Source organism: Mesorhizobium sp. WSM4814 (genome assembly GCF_055811595.1).
In genome coordinates this window covers 324,725-341,888 of the sequence record NZ_JBVVQT010000004.1, presented here as the reverse complement: position 1 = coordinate 341,888, position 17,164 = coordinate 324,725, and the positions used below count along the sequence as shown (strand labels likewise).

Here is a 17,164-nt window from a genome sequence, read left to right as displayed (position 1 = left end):
CGCTGGCGAACTACGCGAGACGACCCCCCTCTGCCCTGCCGGGCATCTCCCCCTCAAGGGGGGAGATCACGCGCTACTCCGCCGTGCCTTCCTCATACTCTGCCGACATCGACAGCCATTTTTCCTCATGGCCGGCCAGTGTCTGGGCCAGTTGCGAGCGCTCCTTGGCCAGCCGTGTCGCCGTCGACGGGTCCTTTTCGTAGACCGCCGGATTGGCGAGTTCGTCCTCGATCAAGTCGATGCGCTTGCGAATGCGGTCCATCAGCGCTTCGGTGGCGCGGATCTCCTTGGCCAGCGGCTCGAAGGCGGCGCGGCGCGCCGCCGCGTCACGGCGGCGGTCGGCCTTCGAGGCCTTTTCGGCCTCGCGCTTGCCGCGGCGGTCGCCGGCCACGCCGGTGACCAGCGTCTTGTAATCATCGAGGTCCCCGTCAAAAGGATTGACCGTCCCGTCCTTGACCAGCCACAGCCGGTCGGCCGTTGCCTCGAGCAGATGGCGGTCGTGCGAGATCAGGATGACGGCGCCGGGAAACTCGTTCAGCGCATGGATCAACGATTCACGGCTGTCGATATCGAGATGGTTGGTCGGTTCGTCGAGGATGAACAGGTTTGGCCCCTCGAACGCCGACAGGCCCATCAACAGCCGCGCCTTCTCGCCGCCCGACAGGTCCTTGGCGGCGGTGTTCATCTTTTCGGTGGTCAGTCCGAACTGGGCGACACGGCCGCGCACCTTCGATTCCGGTGCTTCCGGCATCAGCCGGCGGACATGCTCATAGGCGTTTTCACTCGGTCGGAGATCGTCGAGCTGATGCTGGGCAAAGATCGCCACCTTCAGGCCGGGCGCCACCGTCATGGTCCCGGTCTCCTGCTGCAGGCGGCCGGACAGCAATTTGGCGAAGGTCGACTTGCCGTTGCCGTTGGCGCCGAGCAGTGCGATACGGTCGTCGGCATCGATGCGCAGCGTCATCTTCTTCAGGATCGGCTCACCCTCGACATAGCCGACATTGACGTTGTTGAGGGCAATGATCGGCGAGGCCACCGTCTTCACCGGCTCGGGAAAGGAGAACGGCCGCACGTTGTCGTTCACAATCGCGGCGATCGGCTTCATCTTCTCCAGCGCCTTGATGCGCGACTGGGCCTGTCTCGCCTTGGAAGCCTTGGCGCGGAAGCGCTCGACGAAGGACTCCATATGCTTGCGTGCGGCTTCCTGCTTGACCCTGCCCTTCTCCTGCAATTCGCGCTGCTCGGTGAATTGGCGCTCGAACTGGTCGTAGCCGCCGCGCCAGAAGGTCAGCTTCTTCTGGTCGAGATGGACGATCGAGTTGACGGCGCGGTTGAGCAGGTCGCGGTCATGCGAGATCAAAAGCACCGTGTGCGGGTATTTCGACACGTAGTTTTCCAGCCACAGCGTGCCTTCGAGGTCGAGATAGTTGGTCGGCTCGTCGAGCAGCAGCAGATCGGGCTCGGCAAACAGCACCGCGGCGAGTGCGACGCGCATGCGCCAGCCGCCGGAGAACGACGAGGCCGGCCGCCGCTGGGCGGCGTCGTCGAAGCCAAGACCGGCGAGGATGGTGGCGGCACGAGACTCGGCCGAATGGGCGTCGATATCGGCGAGCCGCATGTGGATGTCGGCGATGCGGTGCGGATCGGTCGCCGTCGTTTCCTCATCGAGCAATGCGGAGCGTTCTAGGTCGGCCTTGAGCACGATCTCGATCAGCGGCTCCTCGGTGCCGGGAGCCTCCTGCGCCACCTGGCCGATGCGCGTGTTCTTCGGCAGGCCGATCGAGCCGGTTTCGGAGGCGAGGTCGCCGGTGATCGCCTTGAACAAAGTGGTCTTGCCGGTGCCGTTGCGGCCGACAAGCCCTGCCTTGCTGCCGGCCGGCAAGGTCAGCGAGGCATGGTCAAGAAGCAGGCGTCCGGCCATGCGGAGCGAAAGGTCGTTGATGATCAGCATGGCCGCGCTTTTGCACGGGACGTCAGCGCTTCGCAAGACCTCGAGCGCCGGTTGGCCGCATAACGCATGAAAATGGCCGCCAGCGGCGGGTTGCCCGGTGCCGCGGGCGGAGAAAGAAGACGTTTGATCCGATCGCCGGCCTCGCCGATCAAACGACTCCGGGCTGGGCCGGGAACCGGCTGCGATGGCGTGGCGCCTGGCGAGCATCGGCTTCATCGCAGCCGAAAACTGCGCATTTGTCAGTCAATTGCCGGTGCAAGGCGGTCGTCTTCGGCTATCGCGTCATGACGCAAGGGCAAGACTCAGCTATGTCTAGGTGTGCGGCGGACCTGATACCCGCCTGGCCGGCGTCATCGCTCCCCTCCCAAGCGGCGCCGGCCATCTTTCCTACAGGCTTCCATCACTGCGCCGGCGGCGCGGCGGGTTGACCATCGCCTGGCGTCGCGTTGGGCGCAGGGTCGACCTGCGGGTTTTGATCGGCGCCGGGAGCCTTTGTCGGTGGAATGTTGTTGTCGCAGGCAGCGATTGCCAGCGCTGCGGCCAAGACGAGCCAGGTCGGGGCCAGCAAGATTGAGAGCTTGTTCATCGCAACCTCCTGTCACCGGGCAAACGAGACGGTGCCGATTTGGTTGCACGCTCGGGCAAGAGCTTGGGACGTTTTGGAACCCCGGGAACAAAACGAGAGAGGGGAACAAAACGCCGGCTCCTCGGTTGGTCCACACCAATGGAGAAAATCATGATCCGTCTGCTCATAGCCGGGGCCGCCGTCTATGTGGCCTACCGCATCGTCAGGGAAATCGTCGACGAGGTGCCCGACGACTTCGATCCGCTGTTGCTGCCGCCTCCCGATGACGACAAGTCGCTGCCGCGGCAGTCGGCGGCGATGGGCGTCGAGCCGCAGCGCTAGTTTCGGTTCGTCGGTCGGGCGCCAGCAGGATCGGACGCACGTACGAAAGCGTTGCGAACAAAGCAGAAACGATGCTTGATGGGCAATGAACCTCGCTGCCCGTGATTCGACCTTCCGGCCTGCCTATCTCGCAAAGCTGAATGCCGAGCAGTGCGTTGCCGTCGAGCATGGCGACGGCAAGGTCGCCGGGCCGCTGCTGGTGATCGCCGGGGCCGGCTCCGGCAAGACCAGCACGCTGGCGCATCGCGTCGCGCATCTGATCGTCAGGGGCGCCGACCCGAGGCGCATCCTTTTGATGACGTTTTCGCGTCGCGCCGCATCGGAATTGGCCAAGCGCGTCGAGCGCATCGCCGGCGAGGTGCTCGGCCGCGACGCATCCGTCATCACCGATGCTCTCACCTGGGCCGGCACGTTTCACGGCATCGGCGCCAGGCTGCTGCGCGACTACGCTATGGAGATCGGCCTCGATCCGGCCTTCACCATCCACGACCGCGAGGATTCGGCCGACCTGATGAACCTCGCCCGGCACGAACTCGGCTTCTCGAAAACCGAAGGCCGTTTTCCGACCAAGGGCACCTGCCTGGCGATCTATTCGCGTGCCGTTAACGCGCAGGCGCCGCTCGGCGAAGTTTTGGGTTCGGTGTTCCCCTGGTGCGCGGCGTGGGCAGAACAGCTTAAGGCGCTGTTCGCCCGATATGTCGAGGCCAAGCAGGCGCAGAACGTGCTCGATTACGACGACCTGCTGCTCTACTGGGCGCAGATGGCCGGCGAGCCGGAAATATCGGCGCATCTGGGTGGGCGTTTCGACCATGTGCTGGTCGATGAGTACCAGGACACCAACCGGCTGCAGGCCTCGATCCTCGCGGCGCTCAAGCCGGACGGATCCGGGCTGACGGTGGTCGGTGACGATGCGCAGTCGATCTATTCGTTTCGCGCCGCCGAAGTGCGCAACATCCTCGATTTTCCAAAACAGTTCGCCCGGCCGGCCGAGATCGTCATGCTGGAGCGCAACTACCGCTCGACCGAGACCATCCTGGCCGCCGCCAATGCGGTGATCGGCGAGGCCTCGGAGCGCTTTACCAAAAACCTCTGGTCGGAGCGCAAATCGACCGAAAAGCCGAAGCTGGTCAGCGTCCGCGACGAGGCCGAGCAGGCGAGTTACGTCTGTCAGGCGATCCTGACCGAGCGCGAGGCCGGCACGGCGCTGAAGGCGCAGGCCGTGGTGTTTCGCGCTTCGCACCACAGCGGGCCGCTGGAGATCGAGCTGACGCGCCGCAACATCCCGTTCGTCAAGTTCGGCGGGCTGAAGTTCCTCGACGCCGCCCATGTCAAGGACGTGCTGGCGGTGCTGCGCTTCGCCGAGAACCCGCGCGACCGCGTCGCCGGCTTTCGCGTGCTGCAGCTTTTGCCCGGCATCGGCCCTTCGGCGGCTTCGCAGATCGTCGACACCATGGCGACGTCGCTCGACGAAGCGATGGGGCTGGCGCGCTACCGCCCGCCGCAACGCGCCGCCGACGACTGGCCGGGTTTCGTCGCACTGTTCTCGCAGCTTCGCGCCGGGTCGGGAAAATGGCCTGTTGACCTCGAACAGGTCAGGCTCTGGTATGAGCCCCATCTCGACCGCATCCACGAGGACGCGACGACGCGCCGAGCCGATATTCTGCAGCTCGAACAGATCGCCTCGGGCTATGCCTCGCGCGAGCGTTTCCTCACCGAGCTGACCCTCGATCCGCCGGATGCAACCAGCGACGAGGCTGGGCCGCCGCATCGCGACGAGGACTATCTGATCCTGTCGACCATCCATTCGGCCAAGGGCCAGGAATGGAAGAACGTCTTCGTGCTCAACACCGTCGACGGCTGCATCCCGATCGATCTCGCCGTCGGCTCGAAGGAGGATATCGACGAGGAGCGCCGCCTGCTCTACGTGGCGATGACGCGGGCCAAGGACGGCCTGCACCTGGTCATGCCGCAGCGCTTTTTCGTCCACGGCCAGGCGGCGCGCGGCGATCGTCATGTTTACGCCTCGCGCACCCGCTTCATCCCGGCCTCGATCCTCGGCGCCTTCGAACAGACATCGTGGGCGAGCGTCCAGGCCAGGGATGATCCGCGCCGCCAGCCGCAAGTGCGCGTCGACCTTGGCGCCCGCATGCGCGACATGTGGAAATAGGCCGCTCTTCGGCACGACGCTCATGCCACGGAGTCTGGTGGCGAAAAATCAAATTTCGGCAACATGGAACCTGATGCCGCAATCCGCGTTTCTGGGCGTCCTACCCCCGGTCGGAGAGCGGCGTCCGCCCGTCACCTCCGCCCAATTCGAGAGGCCAGAATGCACGATAAGACATTTTTCACCCCGGTCGCCGTAACCGTCGGCGCCGGCCATAAGCGCATGATCGCTTCGCTGTTCGACATGCATGAGTTCCTGACCGAGTTTCCACCATCGCGGCGACGCCTGAGCTATGGCGCGGCGGTGAAGGCCTGCGAGGCGGCACGCGCCGGCGAGATCTCGCCCGAAGCGGCGTGCGACGCCCTGATCACCTTCGCAGTTTCGGCAGGCATTCTCTGGCCCTCTGCGCAGCCGGCAGTCTCGGTCAAGCCGATCGCCCGCGACCAGGGCGGATACCCCGCCTGACTGGCCAGGCCTCTTTTGCGACTATGGCCCGTCGAAGTTGCTGTTCGTCTTCGACGGGTTTTCCTGTCAATTCGATCCGATAATCCGAAATCAGGCGTAGGCGCGGCCCTCTTCGCTGCGCTGGAACAGCGTCAGGTCGAGCGGCACCGAAGGCCGGCCGAGAATGGTCAGGATCGCGTGCGCCTGGCCGCGGTGATGGGTCTGGTGATTGAAGAAATGATCAAGCGCCGGCGCCAATCGCTGCGAGACGGTGCGCATGTCGGAGACGGTCATGTAGGAGAAGCGGCCGGACAAACCCTTGTCGCTTAACGCCCCAACCCAGTCGACGATCCTTTTGTCTTCGGCCTGGCGCGCCAGCCGCAGGCCCGGCAGGGCGCGGTGCAGGATCGTGTCGAGTCTGGCCGGCGCGTCGCCCTCGCCGGTAAAGCGCCTCATCCAGATGCGATCGGCAGTCAGGACATGGTTGAGCGTGCCCATCATCGAGCCGAAGAAGACCCCGACGTTGCGGTGAAAATCTTCCTCGTCGAGATCGGCGGCGGCATCGTAGATGCGGCTATTGGCCCATTGATTGTAGGCAGCAAACATCATGAAGTGCTGTTTCATCGTTTTCTCCGGCCCGCGAGACCCCGTTCCGGGTGCTTACCGCAAGGCCCGAACGTCGCTCTAGTAGACCGCAGGGAAGCTGCCGCCAATGACCATTCTGCTCTATGACCTCGTCGGACGCGATGGCGCCCGTCCGTTCAGCCCGCATTGCTGGAAGGCGACGATGGCGATTGCCCACAAGGGCCTCGATATCTCAACCGTGCCGACACGCTTTCTCGAAGTGCCCACCGTTGAAGGCGGCGTTTCAAAACTCGTTCCGGTGATCCGCGACGGCGAGAAGGTGGTCGCCGATTCATTCGCCATCGCGCTCTATCTCGACGAGGCCTATCCAGAGCGACCGACATTGTTTTGCGGCGACGGCGGCAAGGCGATGGCGCGCTTTATCGAACGCTGGTCGCAACTGACCATCCACCCCTATGTCACCACTGCGGCAATCATGGACCTGCACGCCATGCAGGACGAGGCCAACGCCGCCTATTTTCGCCAAAACCGCGAGCAGCGCTTCGGCCAGAGACTGGAAGAGGTGGTGGCGGCGCGGGACGCCGGCCTTGGTGCCTTCCGTACCTCGCTGGAGCCATTGCGCTCGATGCTGGCCTATCAGCCGTTCATCGGCGGCCAATCACCGCTGTTTGCCGACTACATCGTCTTCGGCGCGCTGCAATGGGCGCGCATCGCCTCACCCTACCGGTTGCTCGACGACAGCGATGTGGTGGCGCAGTGGTTCGAGCGCTGCCTCGACCTGCATGATGGGCTCGGCCGCACGGTGGCGGCGGCTTCATAGGGGAGTAGGGGAGTAAGGGAGTAGGTTAGTAGGGAGTAACGAGGTTAGCGTCGGCGCGCATACCTACTGCCCTACTGCCCTACTGCCCTACTGCCCTACTGCCCTACTGCCCTACTGCTTACTGCCTTACTCCCCTACTCCCCTAGCAAAGAGACACCATGACCTCAGACCCGGAATTCCCGGACGATTTTCGCGCCGATCTGGTCAACCTCTTCCTGTGGCGGCGGGACGTCAGGCGATTCAGGCCGACGCCGCTCCCCGAAGGCGCGCTGGAACGGCTGCTTGACCTCGCCAGCATTGCGCCCTCGGTCGGACTGAGCCAGCCTTGGCGTTTCGTCGTGGTCGAGAGTGCAGCGTGCCGCGGCGCCGTCAGGGCATGCTTCGAGCGCTGCAATGCGGAGGCGCTCGCATCGTTCGGCGGCGAACGCGCCGCGCTCTATGCGCGCCTGAAGCTTGCCGGCCTGAACGAGGCGCCTTGTCAATTCGCGGTCTTTGCCGACCGCGGGACGCAGCAGGGACATGGGCTCGGCCGCCTGACCATGCCCGCCACCATCGAATATTCGGCGGTGATGGCGATCCATACTTTTTGGCTGGCGGCGCGCGCCGAAGGAATAGGCATGGGCTGGGTCTCGATCCTCGACCCGGCCGAAATGGCGACGATCCTGGACGCGCCGCCGGAGTGGACGCTGATCGGCTACTTCTGCGTCGGCTACCCCTGCGAGAACCACAGCGTGCCGGAACTGGAGCGAGAAGGCTGGGAAGTCCGGCGCGCTTCGATGGTGATAAGGCGGTAGTGCAACGGCAACCCTGCCATCCTCATTTGCAGGGAAGAATGGATACTAGGATGATTTCGCCGATCGCCGGCGTTGCCAACAAGGCACCATGGCAAAGCCAGCCGTGACGGCCTTGATCTGAGGAAGGGCAAAAATGTTTCGCTACGACGTGCAGGCCGAGATCTGGGTCTATCCAGGCAAGGGCGGCTGGCATTTCGTGACGCTGCCGCCGGAGCTTGGGGCACGGATCAAGACGGCAATGGCGGGGATGGCACGGCCCTGGGGCTCGCTTGGCGTGGAAGCCGTCATCGGCCAGACGAGATGGCGAACATCGCTGTTTCCCGACAAGAAATCCGGCAGCCTGCTGTTGCCGATCAAGACGGCGGTGCGGGTCCGCGAGGGCCTTCGGGCTGGCGACACGGCCAAGCTGACGATCGAGATGCAGTTATGACAACATTGGTTTTGGCTGACGGCGACACGCTTGCGGCGGTTAAAGCGCGTCGGCGACGCGCTTAAGTTCTTGTTTTTATGCATGTCGTTATCGCAAAACCGCTGCGCACTTGGCGCGAGATGCATTAGCGCCAGCCCCTTGGCAAGCCGGCGGGCGGCTTGTATAGAGCCCGCCACCCCTGAATTCCACCCTCCACCACAAGGACGACCCCATGGCGCTCGAACGCACCTTTTCCATGATCAAGCCGGACGCAACCCGGCGCAATCTCACCGGCGCCATTACCCAGATGCTCGAAGAAGCCGGCCTGCGCGTCGTCGCCTCGCGCCGGGTGTGGATGAGCCGTCGCGAGGCGGAAGGTTTTTATGCCGTGCACAAGGATCGTCCGTTCTTCGGCGAACTGGTCGAGTCGATGTCGTCGGGCCCAACGGTCGTGCAGGTGCTGGAAGGTGAGAACGCCATTGCCAAAAACCGCGACGTGATGGGCGCCACCAATCCGGCCAGCGCCGCCGAAGGCACCATCCGCAAAATACACGCGCTGTCGATCGGCGAGAATTCGGTGCACGGCTCCGACGCGCCCGAGACCGCCGCGCAGGAGATCAAATACTGGTTCTCGGACACCGAGATCGTCGGCTGAGCCGATAAGTCACCACGTCATATGCAAAAGGCCGGCGCAATGCCGGCCTTTTTCGTTGCGGCGATCCGGCACCGGACGCCGGGCGCCGACACCCGCCAACTGCGCATGATGCTCAAAAACCGAAACTGGTTATCAGCTCGCGGCGTTGAAGCGCAGGATGACGCGGTCGTCTTTGTCGACGATGATGAGCTTGCCGGCGTCGACGTGATACGATGCCGCCTTGGCCAGCGCGTCGAACAGCGCCTTTTCCTCGGCCATAGTCTCGGGCGCGCAGGCCTTGAAGGTCGAACCGATGTCACTGATGGCAATCGTCGAACCATCGACTTTGGCGGTGGCGAAGTAGACGTTGCAAGGCCCGTTGCCGCCGGCCTTGCCGGCCTCGTCGATCCTGAACGTCGCCTGCGGTTCGGCGATCACACCGATGCCGTCGATATACTCAATCAGCCAGATCTGCCCGACCACCGGGGCCGACGCCGGCTGCTCGCTCGACGTCACCATCTTCAGCATGATGGTCTGCGGCGCGTCGCTCAGTGGATCGACCTGGTGGCGCATATCGGAGATGAACAACAGCCTGTCGTCGACGGTGATGCGCGCCTGCAGCGCATAGGTCATATGGGGCCGGATCACCTGGGGATCAAAGCTGATCTCGAACTTGATCGGCACCTGGCCGGCCGGCGCCACCTTGCGCTCGCCGATGACAGCGGCCGTCGCGTCGGCCAGCGAGACATCGGCAAGCTGCACGGAAAGCACGGCGTTGGGCGGCAGAGCGATGCGCTCGCGATACATCACCTCGCCCTTCAGGGTCTTCTCGGCGGCGACGGACAACTCAGGCACCACCAGTATACCAAGGACCAGCGGCACGACACCGAAGATGAAGAACTCGGCGATCCTGCCCAGCATGATCCTGCTCCCCATAATGCGCCAAACTGGTCGGAAGGTCTCGCAGGATTGCGGTGGTTCCGTGGCGCCCCACACTGGCTGTTCACAGGGCGGTGCCTTCCGGCGGCTCGTTGCCCTGTGGTCGGCCTCCTTGGCGTGACAGGCGAAATATTGCTCACGCCAAGTCCCCTGGCGATCACGAAGTCGTGTCCCAAAAAGGTGTAACGCAGGGAACCTCCGGACCGAACTGGCCAATGCGCGCTTGAGGAATGGCGCGCGCAACAACCCAATCGGAGGTGAAATCATGTCAACAAGATCAACCGTGAGCGCGGCCTTCCTGGCCGGCGCCGTTGCCACGGCTCTTGCTTCTTTTGCGGCGGCCGCGCCGCTGTCCGAGGCAGAGGCCAAGGCGGCGATGGATGCCGGCAAGGAGAAGTGCTTTGGCGTCGCCCTCAAGGGGCAGAACGACTGCGCGGCAGGACCTGGCACCACCTGCCAAGGCACCTCGACTGTCGATTACCAGGGCAACGCCTGGAAGTTCGTCGACGGCGGCACCTGTACGACGATGGACCTGCCCGGCGACCGCAAGGGCTCGCCAACGGCGCTGACCCGCGACATCCCTTCCTAAGCAATGCAAGCTGCCCGGAAAGCGGAGATGAAGATGAACGGACTGGCCCCGGCATCCCGCATATCGAAAACCTCGCGCTTTCCGGCGCACCCGATCGCCGGCCTTGCCGGCACCAGTTTCAAGCACGAGCATCTGCACGCGATCCTTGGCGACGGCCCAAAGGACTGCTTCTTCGAGGTCCACGCCGAAAACTACATGGGGGCCGGCGGTCCGCCGCACGATGCGCTGGCCAGGATTCGCCGCGACTATCCCGTTTCGCTGCACGGGGTGTGCATGTCGATCGGCGGACCGCGGCCGCTCGACAAAGTGCATCTCGGACGTTTCAAGGCGCTCGTCGACCGCTATGAGCCGGCGCTCGTTTCCGAGCATCTCGCCTGGTCGACCCACGACACCACCTATTACAACGACCTGCTTCCCCTGCCCTATACGCCGGCAACGGTTTCGCGCGTGGCGGATCACATCGATGAAATGCAAGAGACGATCGGCCGCCCGATCCTGCTCGAAAACCCCTCGACCTACGTCCTTTTCGCGGAATCGACGATGAGCGAGACGGATTTCATCGGCGCGCTGGTGCAGCGCACCGGTTGCGGCCTGCTGCTCGACGTCAACAATGTCTTCGTTTCGGCCACCAATCACGGCTATTCAGCACTTTCCTACCTCGCGGATTTCCCGCTCGCGCATGTCGGCGAAATCCATCTGGCCGGGCACGCCGAGCAGGAGGATGACGAGGGCGACCTGCTGCTCATCGACAGCCATGACGGTCCGGTCGCCGACGCGGTCTGGAAGCTCTTCGATATCGTCATCGGCCGATGCGGACCGCTGCCGACGCTGATCGAGTGGGACAGCGCCATTCCCGACTGGCCGGTGCTCAAGGCGGAGGCCGCCGCCGCCCAAGCGATTCTCGACCATCACGCCGACAGCCACCAAGTGTTCGGAAAAGCCCATGCCGCAGGATGAACTCCAGTCGGGCGATCTTGGCCACCGGTTCGACTATGCCGCGGCATTCACCGCCGGTTTGCTCGATCCTGACCGTGTCCCGCCTGACGCTGTCTCCGGGCCGAACGGCAAGGCAGCGGTCAAACGATACGCCGTCTACCGCAACAACGTCACGGTCAGCCTGATCGATGCGCTGGCCGCCAGCTTTCCAGCGACGCTGCGCATCACCGGCCCGGACTTCTTTCGGGCGATGGCGCGCTTCCATATCCGCGAAACGCCACCCACTTCGCCGCTTCTGTTCGAATACGGCCACGACTTTCCCGACTTCATCGAGCGCTACGACTATGCGCGGCCGATGCCATGGCTGGCTGACGTGGCGCGCCTGGAGCGGGCCTGGCTCGACGCCTATCATGCCGCCGACGCGGAACCGCTGGCTTGCGTAGCACTGGGCTCGATCCCGCCTGAACGGCTGGCCGATACCGTGTTCGTGCCACACCCGGCAACGCGTGCGATGCGCTCGCGCTATCCGGTCGTGACGATCTTTGCGGCGAACCGGCGCGACCGCCCAGTCGGGCGGATCGAGGCGGACGGCCCTGAAGATGCGCTGGTCACGCGGCCTGGGCTCGAAGTCTTTGTTCGCCATCTGCCGCCCGGCGGCGCAGCTTTTCTGGATCGTCTGATGGCGGGCGAGCCGCTCGGCGCGGCGGCCGCGGCAGCATTTGCGGAAACTCCCGAATTCGACCTTGCCGCCAACATTGCCGGCCTGCTGCAAGCAGGCGCCTTCACAGCGGCAGACCAGGGAGGGTGAGCATGACGAACCATGGATGGAACGCCAGCACCGAGCCGCGAGGGACTGCCACCCTCGTCGAGAGGGTGAATGCCGCGCTGCGCACGAGTGCCACACCTTCGCTGACGCAACTCGTCCTGCGCTGCGCCCTCGCTGTCCCGTTCTGGCGGTCCGGTGTCAACAAATGGGACGGGTTTTTGCAGTTGAACGAGGTCGCCGTGCTGCTTTTCAGCTCGGAGCTCAAGCTGCATCTGCCCGGCGGCCCCTACGATTTTCCTGCGCCTGGGCTGGTGGCGTTCGCCTCAGGATCGGCGGAAATCCTGCTGCCAATTCTTCTCGTTCTCGGCCTAGCGACACGACTGGCGGCATTCGGCCTGCTCGTGATGACGCTGGTCATACAACTCACCGTGCCGGACGGCTGGCCGCTGCACATCACCTGGGCGGCGATGGCGCTCGGCATCATGGCGTGGGGACCCGGCCGGGTTGCGCTCGATCACTGGATCGGCACTGACAAGGCTGATGGGAGGCCGAGGGGTGATCGGGGTTGATGTGAACCTCGCCCTCCAGCGGTGACGCGAAGCATCAATTTCGTTTCGGCACGGCCTGCTTCCAGCGGCTGGCGGCCTCGTCGTCGGCCTCCTTGGCATCGACCCAGCCGCCTGCCGAGCCGTCGGTGTGATGTTCCTTCTTCCAGAACGGCGCGCGCGATTTGAGATAATCCATCAGGAAGTTCGCCGCCTCGAACGCCGCCTGCCGATGCGCGGAGGCAGCGACCACCAGCACGATGTTCTCACGGGGCGCGATCCTGCCGTGGCGATGGATGGCGGTGAGCCCCTGCAGCGGCCAGCGGTGAACCGCCTCGGTGGCGATGCGGCCGATCTCGGCCTCGGCCATGCCGGGATAATGTTCGAGCTCGAGTGCCGCGAGCCTGCCTGCCTCGTCGCGGCAGAGACCCGAGAAAGTAACCACGGCGCCGATGTCGGCGCGGCCTTGCGTCATCTTGGCGATCTCGGCGGCGACATCGAAATCCTCCGCCTGGATGCGCACCGTCGGCACCACCGCGCCGGGCATTTCAGCCACCCGTCATCGGCGGGAACAGCGCGATCTCGCGCGCGCCTGATATCTTCTCGCGGTGCTCGACATGTTCCTGGTTGATGGCGACGCGGATCACGTCAGGATATTGCAGCGCGTGCTCGTACTCCTCGCCGCGCGATTTCAGCCAGCGCAGCAGGTCGGCCACCGTCTCGATGCCGGCGGGCAATTCGACGTCCTCTTGCGGCTTGCCGATCCGCTCGCGCACCCAGGCGAAATAGATGAGCCTCGTCGACATGCTACTCATCCATGATGTGCTTGAGGCCGGCGCGGAAATAGTCGTAGCCGGTGTAAAGCGTCACCAGCGCGGCGATCCACAACAGCACCAGCCCGACCTGCGTGGTCAGCGGGAAGATCTTGTCGCCGGCAGGTCCGGCGAGCAGGAAGGCGATGGCGATCATCTGGATGGTGGTCTTCCACTTCGCCAGCTGCGTCACCGGTACCGAGACCTTCAGCGCCGCCAGATATTCGCGCAGGCCCGAGACCAGGATCTCGCGGCACAGGATGATGATTGCCGCCCACAGCGACCAGCCGGCGATGCCGGCATGCCTATCGGTATCGGCCGCCAGCAGCAGCAGGCATGTGGCGACCAGCAACTTGTCGGCGATCGGATCGAGCATCTTGCCGATATTCGAGGTCTGCTGCCAGGCGCGCGCCAGATAGCCGTCGAAATAATCGGTGATCGAGGCGAGCAGGAAAATGACCAACGCCGACCAGCGGGCGAAGTCGCTCGACTTCAGATGGCCTTCGAGAAAAAAACACAGCACAACCAGCGGCACCGCTAGGATGCGGACGTAAGTGAGCATGTTGGGCAGGTTGAATGCGCGCTGGGCCATTTCTTTGGAACTCTTTCTACCTGCCTACTCAAATCAGAAGCGAATGTGGGGGGTCAACAGATGATAGTCGATGGACCAGCCGAAAATAGCCGAATCATCAGCTCTCGTGAAAATGGTTGTAGACCAGCTTGGCGACCTGCTCGGAAATGCCATCGACCTTGACCAGATCCTCGATCGCGGCGCGGCTGACCGCCTTGGCGGTGCCGAAATGCATGAGCAGCGCGCGCTTGCGACCGGGACCGATGCCGCTGATCTCGTCAAGCGGGCTCTTGACCATCTCCTTCTTGCGGCGGGCGCGGTGGGAGCCGATGGCGAAACGGTGGACCTCGTCGCGCAGCCGCTGAACGAAATAGAGCACGGGGTCGCGTACGGGGAGCGAAAACGGTGGCTTGCCCCTGACGAAGAAGCGTTCGCGGCCGGCGTCACGGTCTTGGCCCTTGGCGATGCCGATGGCCTGGACGCGGTCCTCGATGCCGAGGTCGGCGAGGATTTGTCGTACCGCCGTCATCTGGCCCTGGCCGCCATCGATGAGGATGACGTCTGGCCAGGCCGGGAAGCCGCCTGCATCCTCGATATCGTCGCCCTGTTCGGCCAGGATGTCGTCCGCCGCCTGTTCGCTCCGCGGCACATCGCCATGTTCCTTCAGGAGGCGGGAGAAACGCCGCTCCATCACCTCGCGCATCATGCCGAAATCGTCTCCCGGCGTGATCTCGGTCGAGCGGATGTTGAATTTCCGGTACTGGTTCTTCACGAAGCCTTCCGGCCCGGCGACCACCATGGCGCCGACGGCGTTGGTGCCCATGATGTGGGAGTTGTCGTAGACCTCGATGCGCACCGGCGGTTTCTTCAGGCCGAAAGTCTCGGCGAAACCGGTGAGCAACCGCCCTTGCGTCGAGGTCTCGGCCAGCCGGCGGCCGAGCGCCTCACGGGCATTCTGCAGGGCGTTGTCGGTCAAATCCTTCTTCTCGCCGCGCTGCGGCACCGAGATCGCCACCTTGCGACCCGCGCGGGTGGAGAGCGCCTCAGCCAGCAATTCCTGGTCCTCGACGCCATGCGACAACAGGATGGCGCGCGGCGTCGGCTTGTCGTCATAGAATTGCGCCAGGAACGAGCCCAGCACCTCGGCCGCCTCCATCGCCGGATCGGCCTTGGGGAAATAGGCGCGGTTGCCCCAGTTCTGGCCGGTGCGGAAGAAGAAGACCTGGATGCAGACCTGGCCGCCTTCCTGATGGATGGCGAAGACATCGGCCTCGTCGACGGTCTGCGGGTTGATGCCCTGATGGCTCTGCACATGCGACAACGCCGCCAGCCGGTCGCGATAGATTGCGGCGCGCTCGAAATCGAGATTCTCCGCGGCCTGCTGCATGGCGGCGGAGATGTCGGTCTTCACCTTCTGGCTGCGGCCGGACAGGAAGTCCTTCGCCTCGGCGACCAGCCTGGCATAGTCACTATGCGAGATTTCGCCGGTGCACGGGCCGGCGCATCGCTTGATCTGGAACAGCAGGCACGGCCGGGTGCGGTTCTCGTAGAAGGAGTTGGTGCAACTCCTGAGCAGGAAGGCGCGCTGCAGCGAGTTGATGGTGCGGCCGACGGCGCCGGCCGAGGCGAAGGGGCCGAAATAGTCGCCCTTGCGCGAGCGCGCGCCGCGATGCTTGTAGATGCCGGGCGAGACATGATCGCCGGTCAAAAGGATGTAGGGAAACGACTTGTCGTCCCGCATCAGCACATTGAAACGCGGCCGCAACCGCTTGATAAGGTTGGCTTCCAGCAGCAGCGCTTCGATCTCGGTGCGGGTGACGACGAACTCCATCGTCGCCGTCTCGCGCACCATGCGGCCGATGCGGCTGGTGTGGAAGCGGCCTTGTGCGTAATTGGTCACCCGCTTCTTCAGGCTGCGCGCCTTGCCGACATAGAGCACGTCGCCTGCGGCATCCATCATGCGGTAGACGCCGGGCGCGTTGGGCAGCCGTTTGACCAGCGTCTGGATGACTTCGGCGCCGACCATGCCGTCGGCATCGCCGGCATGCGGCGTCCAATCGATGGCGGTGAAGGCGACGTCAGGGCCACCGGGGCCGGGCGTTGACGGTTCGACGATCTCCTCCGCCACCTCGTCCTCGAGGTCGACATCGGGCGGCAGGTCGTCGGCGGCGCCGACGCGTTTGTGTTTCTGGTCCATGGGACTCATTCGACAATGCCTGTCACATCCGGCGTCTGCCATGCAAGGTGCTGGCCGCCGTCGAGCGCGATCATCTGGCCGGTGACCGAGCTTGCGCCCCAGAGATAGCGGATGGTGGCGCCGAATTCAGGCAATTCCGGGCCGCGCTTCAGGATCAGGCCGTCGACCTGTGCGGCAAAGTCGCTGTCTTGCTGACGCGCGCTCTTCAGCGTCGGGCCGGGACCGATGGCATTGACGCGAATGCGGGGTGCCAGCGCCTGCGCCATCATCTGCGTCTGCGTCCACAATGTCGATTTCGACAGCGCGTATGAGAAATAGCGGGGCCTCGGGCGCCAGACGCGCTGGTCGATCATATTGACGATCAGCCCTTCCTCGCCTTCCGGCAGCGCGCGGGCGAATTGTTGCGCCAAAAATGCCGGCGCCTTCACGTGGATGGCGAAGTGACGGTCCCAGGCAAGCCAATCGACGTCCTGAACCGTATCATCCACGAACAGCGACGCATTGTTGACCAGCAGTGTAACAGGCCCGAGCGCGGCTTCGGCGCGGCCAACGAGGTCCTCGACCGCGGCCATGTCGGTCAGGTCGGCGGCGACCACAGCAGCGCGGCCACCCCCCTGGCCAAAGTGACCGCTGTTGATCCGCGCGGCCAATGCTTCCGCCTCGGCCCGTGAGCGGTTGCAATGGAGGGCGACGGCAAAACCGTTCGCGGCGAGATCCTCGACGATCGCCTTGCCGATCCGCTGGCCCCCGCCCGTCACCAGCGCCGTTCCAGCGGCCTTGCTCATCCTGTCAATCCTCAATGGGGCTCGATTTTGAGCCAGCCGATAAAATATGGCCGGCGAAGCGTTAAATGCCGTTCGGACCTTGGGCAGCATTGTGGCAAAGCGGCCGGATCGGTCTTTCGACTGTGGCCGGGACTCGGCCTGCCAGCCGCAATATAGGGCTACGGACCCCTTGCTCCAAGCGTCGTTCAGCGCGGCACGGCTAAGCCTCCTGACACCATCTGTTGCGCAGATGCAACGTCAAAGTTCAGCCTTATTCGTGCCAGGTAATGACCCAAGTTCAGGTTCGCTTCAGCCGTATTTTGACACGACATTCGGA

At 64.1% G+C, this 17,164-nt stretch carries 20 protein-coding genes; 11 read left to right on the top strand and 9 right to left on the bottom strand.

Translation table 11 applies throughout. The features are described from left to right. Positions 1 to 73: 73 nt before the first annotated feature. Positions 74 to 1,951 carry an ABC-F family ATP-binding cassette domain-containing protein gene (locus tag AC0L2V_RS10130; protein ID WP_473520024.1) on the bottom strand — a complete coding sequence of 626 codons (1,878 nt, stop codon included), beginning with the start codon at positions 1,949 to 1,951 and terminating at the stop codon, positions 74 to 76. A 400-nt stretch (positions 1,952 to 2,351) separates the two neighbouring features. Next, positions 2,352 to 2,537: a hypothetical protein gene (locus AC0L2V_RS10125; RefSeq protein ID WP_473510069.1), complete on the bottom strand. Its 186-nt coding sequence runs from the start codon at positions 2,535 to 2,537 to the stop codon at positions 2,352 to 2,354. Positions 2,538 to 2,687: 150 nt separating this feature from the next. Here AC0L2V_RS10125 and AC0L2V_RS10120 point away from each other — a divergent pair, with 150 nt between their 5' ends. The 3 genes from AC0L2V_RS10120 (at position 2,688) to AC0L2V_RS10110 (ending at position 5,487) form a co-directional block, all read left to right on the top strand. Beyond that, positions 2,688 to 2,858: a hypothetical protein gene (locus AC0L2V_RS10120; protein ID WP_077375704.1), complete on the top strand. Its 171-nt coding sequence runs from the start codon at positions 2,688 to 2,690 to the stop codon at positions 2,856 to 2,858. Positions 2,859 to 2,943: 85 nt separating this feature from the next. Further along, positions 2,944 to 5,025: an ATP-dependent helicase gene (locus tag AC0L2V_RS10115; RefSeq protein ID WP_473510068.1), complete on the top strand. Its 2,082-nt coding sequence runs from the start codon at positions 2,944 to 2,946 to the stop codon at positions 5,023 to 5,025. A gap of 159 nt (positions 5,026 to 5,184) precedes the next feature. Beyond that, positions 5,185 to 5,487, top strand: a complete 303-nt coding sequence (locus AC0L2V_RS10110) for a DUF982 domain-containing protein (RefSeq protein WP_473510066.1) — start codon at positions 5,185 to 5,187, stop codon at positions 5,485 to 5,487. A gap of 90 nt (positions 5,488 to 5,577) precedes the next feature. Here AC0L2V_RS10110 and AC0L2V_RS10105 read toward each other — a convergent pair whose 3' ends face one another. Then, complete coding sequence (locus AC0L2V_RS10105) at positions 5,578 to 6,090, bottom strand: DinB family protein (protein ID WP_473510064.1); 513 nt, start codon at positions 6,088 to 6,090, stop codon at positions 5,578 to 5,580. Between the two features lie 88 nt (positions 6,091 to 6,178). Here AC0L2V_RS10105 and AC0L2V_RS10100 point away from each other — a divergent pair, with 88 nt between their 5' ends. The 4 genes from AC0L2V_RS10100 (at position 6,179) to ndk (ending at position 8,729) form a co-directional block, all read left to right on the top strand. Then, the gene (locus AC0L2V_RS10100) at positions 6,179 to 6,871 is read left to right on the top strand and encodes a glutathione S-transferase family protein (RefSeq protein ID WP_091590604.1); all 693 of its coding nucleotides are present in this window, start codon (positions 6,179 to 6,181) and stop codon (positions 6,869 to 6,871) included. A gap of 158 nt (positions 6,872 to 7,029) precedes the next feature. Beyond that, positions 7,030 to 7,665, top strand: a complete 636-nt coding sequence (bluB, locus tag AC0L2V_RS10095) for a 5,6-dimethylbenzimidazole synthase (protein WP_287174510.1) — start codon at positions 7,030 to 7,032, stop codon at positions 7,663 to 7,665. Between the two features lie 133 nt (positions 7,666 to 7,798). Next, complete coding sequence (locus AC0L2V_RS10090; RefSeq protein ID WP_192362266.1) at positions 7,799 to 8,095, top strand: DUF1905 domain-containing protein; 297 nt, start codon at positions 7,799 to 7,801, stop codon at positions 8,093 to 8,095. A 211-nt stretch (positions 8,096 to 8,306) separates the two neighbouring features. Beyond that, a complete protein-coding gene (gene ndk / locus AC0L2V_RS10085) occupies positions 8,307 to 8,729 on the top strand; it encodes a nucleoside-diphosphate kinase (RefSeq protein ID WP_473510061.1) in 423 nt (140 codons plus the stop codon). A gap of 132 nt (positions 8,730 to 8,861) precedes the next feature. On the opposite strand, the gene AC0L2V_RS10080 is transcribed toward ndk, so the two are convergent. Further along, positions 8,862 to 9,629, bottom strand: a complete 768-nt coding sequence (locus AC0L2V_RS10080) for a YbaY family lipoprotein (RefSeq protein ID WP_473510059.1) — start codon at positions 9,627 to 9,629, stop codon at positions 8,862 to 8,864. Positions 9,630 to 9,912: 283 nt separating this feature from the next. On the opposite strand from AC0L2V_RS10080, the gene AC0L2V_RS10075 reads away from it, so the two are divergent. The 4 genes from AC0L2V_RS10075 to AC0L2V_RS10060 are packed head-to-tail and all read left to right on the top strand — an operon-like array spanning position 9,913 to position 12,507. Next, entirely contained in the window at positions 9,913 to 10,236 is a 324-nt protein-coding gene (locus tag AC0L2V_RS10075) for a BufA1 family periplasmic bufferin-type metallophore (RefSeq protein WP_473510057.1), read from the top strand. A 27-nt stretch (positions 10,237 to 10,263) separates the two neighbouring features. Continuing rightward, positions 10,264 to 11,193 carry an MNIO family bufferin maturase gene (gene bufB, locus AC0L2V_RS10070; protein WP_473510055.1) on the top strand — a complete coding sequence of 310 codons (930 nt, stop codon included), beginning with the start codon at positions 10,264 to 10,266 and terminating at the stop codon, positions 11,191 to 11,193. Beyond that, on the top strand, positions 11,180 to 11,980 hold the full coding sequence (locus AC0L2V_RS10065) for an HvfC/BufC N-terminal domain-containing protein (protein ID WP_473510054.1): 801 nt from the start codon (positions 11,180 to 11,182) through the stop codon (positions 11,978 to 11,980). The genes bufB and AC0L2V_RS10065 overlap by 14 nt, the downstream gene beginning before the upstream one ends. A gap of 2 nt (positions 11,981 to 11,982) precedes the next feature. Next, positions 11,983 to 12,507 (top strand): DoxX family protein, encoded by a 525-nt coding sequence (locus AC0L2V_RS10060; protein WP_473510052.1) that lies wholly within the window; start codon positions 11,983 to 11,985, stop codon positions 12,505 to 12,507. A 34-nt stretch (positions 12,508 to 12,541) separates the two neighbouring features. Here AC0L2V_RS10060 and AC0L2V_RS10055 read toward each other — a convergent pair whose 3' ends face one another. From AC0L2V_RS10055 to AC0L2V_RS10035, 5 genes are all read right to left on the bottom strand, one after another. After that, positions 12,542 to 13,030: a molybdenum cofactor biosynthesis protein MoaE gene (locus tag AC0L2V_RS10055; RefSeq protein ID WP_473510091.1), complete on the bottom strand. Its 489-nt coding sequence runs from the start codon at positions 13,028 to 13,030 to the stop codon at positions 12,542 to 12,544. 1 nt (position 13,031) lies between these two features. Continuing rightward, a complete protein-coding gene (moaD, locus tag AC0L2V_RS10050; RefSeq protein ID WP_023800670.1) occupies positions 13,032 to 13,289 on the bottom strand; it encodes a molybdopterin converting factor subunit 1 in 258 nt (85 codons plus the stop codon). A gap of 1 nt (position 13,290) precedes the next feature. After that, a complete protein-coding gene (gene pgsA, locus AC0L2V_RS10045) occupies positions 13,291 to 13,887 on the bottom strand; it encodes a CDP-diacylglycerol--glycerol-3-phosphate 3-phosphatidyltransferase (protein WP_027152639.1) in 597 nt (198 codons plus the stop codon). A gap of 97 nt (positions 13,888 to 13,984) precedes the next feature. Next, on the bottom strand, positions 13,985 to 16,072 hold the full coding sequence (uvrC, locus tag AC0L2V_RS10040; protein WP_473492366.1) for an excinuclease ABC subunit UvrC: 2,088 nt from the start codon (positions 16,070 to 16,072) through the stop codon (positions 13,985 to 13,987). After that, the gene (locus tag AC0L2V_RS10035; RefSeq protein ID WP_473520023.1) at positions 16,069 to 16,848 is read right to left on the bottom strand and encodes an SDR family oxidoreductase; all 780 of its coding nucleotides are present in this window, start codon (positions 16,846 to 16,848) and stop codon (positions 16,069 to 16,071) included. The genes uvrC and AC0L2V_RS10035 overlap by 4 nt, the downstream gene beginning before the upstream one ends. Positions 16,849 to 17,164 lie beyond the last annotated feature (316 nt).

Bases quoted from the DNA above. Each gene is read 5' to 3' on its own strand.
- AC0L2V_RS10130 (WP_473520024.1), bottom strand. From the start codon at position 1,951: ATGCTGATCATCAACGACCTTTCGCTCCGCATGGCCGGACGCCTGCTT.
- AC0L2V_RS10125 (WP_473510069.1), bottom strand. From the start codon at position 2,537: ATGAACAAGCTCTCAATCTTGCTGGCCCCGACCTGGCTCGTCTTGGCC.
- AC0L2V_RS10120 (WP_077375704.1), top strand. From the start codon at position 2,688: ATGATCCGTCTGCTCATAGCCGGGGCCGCCGTCTATGTGGCCTACCGC.
- AC0L2V_RS10115 (WP_473510068.1), top strand. From the start codon at position 2,944: ATGAACCTCGCTGCCCGTGATTCGACCTTCCGGCCTGCCTATCTCGCA.
- AC0L2V_RS10110 (WP_473510066.1), top strand. From the start codon at position 5,185: ATGCACGATAAGACATTTTTCACCCCGGTCGCCGTAACCGTCGGCGCC.
- AC0L2V_RS10105 (WP_473510064.1), bottom strand. From the start codon at position 6,090: ATGAAACAGCACTTCATGATGTTTGCTGCCTACAATCAATGGGCCAAT.
- AC0L2V_RS10100 (WP_091590604.1), top strand. From the start codon at position 6,179: ATGACCATTCTGCTCTATGACCTCGTCGGACGCGATGGCGCCCGTCCG.
- bluB (WP_287174510.1), top strand. From the start codon at position 7,030: ATGACCTCAGACCCGGAATTCCCGGACGATTTTCGCGCCGATCTGGTC.
- AC0L2V_RS10090 (WP_192362266.1), top strand. From the start codon at position 7,799: ATGTTTCGCTACGACGTGCAGGCCGAGATCTGGGTCTATCCAGGCAAG.
- ndk (WP_473510061.1), top strand. From the start codon at position 8,307: ATGGCGCTCGAACGCACCTTTTCCATGATCAAGCCGGACGCAACCCGG.
- AC0L2V_RS10080 (WP_473510059.1), bottom strand. From the start codon at position 9,629: ATGCTGGGCAGGATCGCCGAGTTCTTCATCTTCGGTGTCGTGCCGCTG.
- AC0L2V_RS10075 (WP_473510057.1), top strand. From the start codon at position 9,913: ATGTCAACAAGATCAACCGTGAGCGCGGCCTTCCTGGCCGGCGCCGTT.
- bufB (WP_473510055.1), top strand. From the start codon at position 10,264: ATGAAGATGAACGGACTGGCCCCGGCATCCCGCATATCGAAAACCTCG.
- AC0L2V_RS10065 (WP_473510054.1), top strand. From the start codon at position 11,180: ATGCCGCAGGATGAACTCCAGTCGGGCGATCTTGGCCACCGGTTCGAC.
- AC0L2V_RS10060 (WP_473510052.1), top strand. From the start codon at position 11,983: ATGACGAACCATGGATGGAACGCCAGCACCGAGCCGCGAGGGACTGCC.
- AC0L2V_RS10055 (WP_473510091.1), bottom strand. From the start codon at position 13,030: ATGCCCGGCGCGGTGGTGCCGACGGTGCGCATCCAGGCGGAGGATTTC.
- moaD (WP_023800670.1), bottom strand. From the start codon at position 13,289: ATGTCGACGAGGCTCATCTATTTCGCCTGGGTGCGCGAGCGGATCGGC.
- pgsA (WP_027152639.1), bottom strand. From the start codon at position 13,887: ATGGCCCAGCGCGCATTCAACCTGCCCAACATGCTCACTTACGTCCGC.
- uvrC (WP_473492366.1), bottom strand. From the start codon at position 16,072: ATGAGTCCCATGGACCAGAAACACAAACGCGTCGGCGCCGCCGACGAC.
- AC0L2V_RS10035 (WP_473520023.1), bottom strand. From the start codon at position 16,848: ATGAGCAAGGCCGCTGGAACGGCGCTGGTGACGGGCGGGGGCCAGCGG.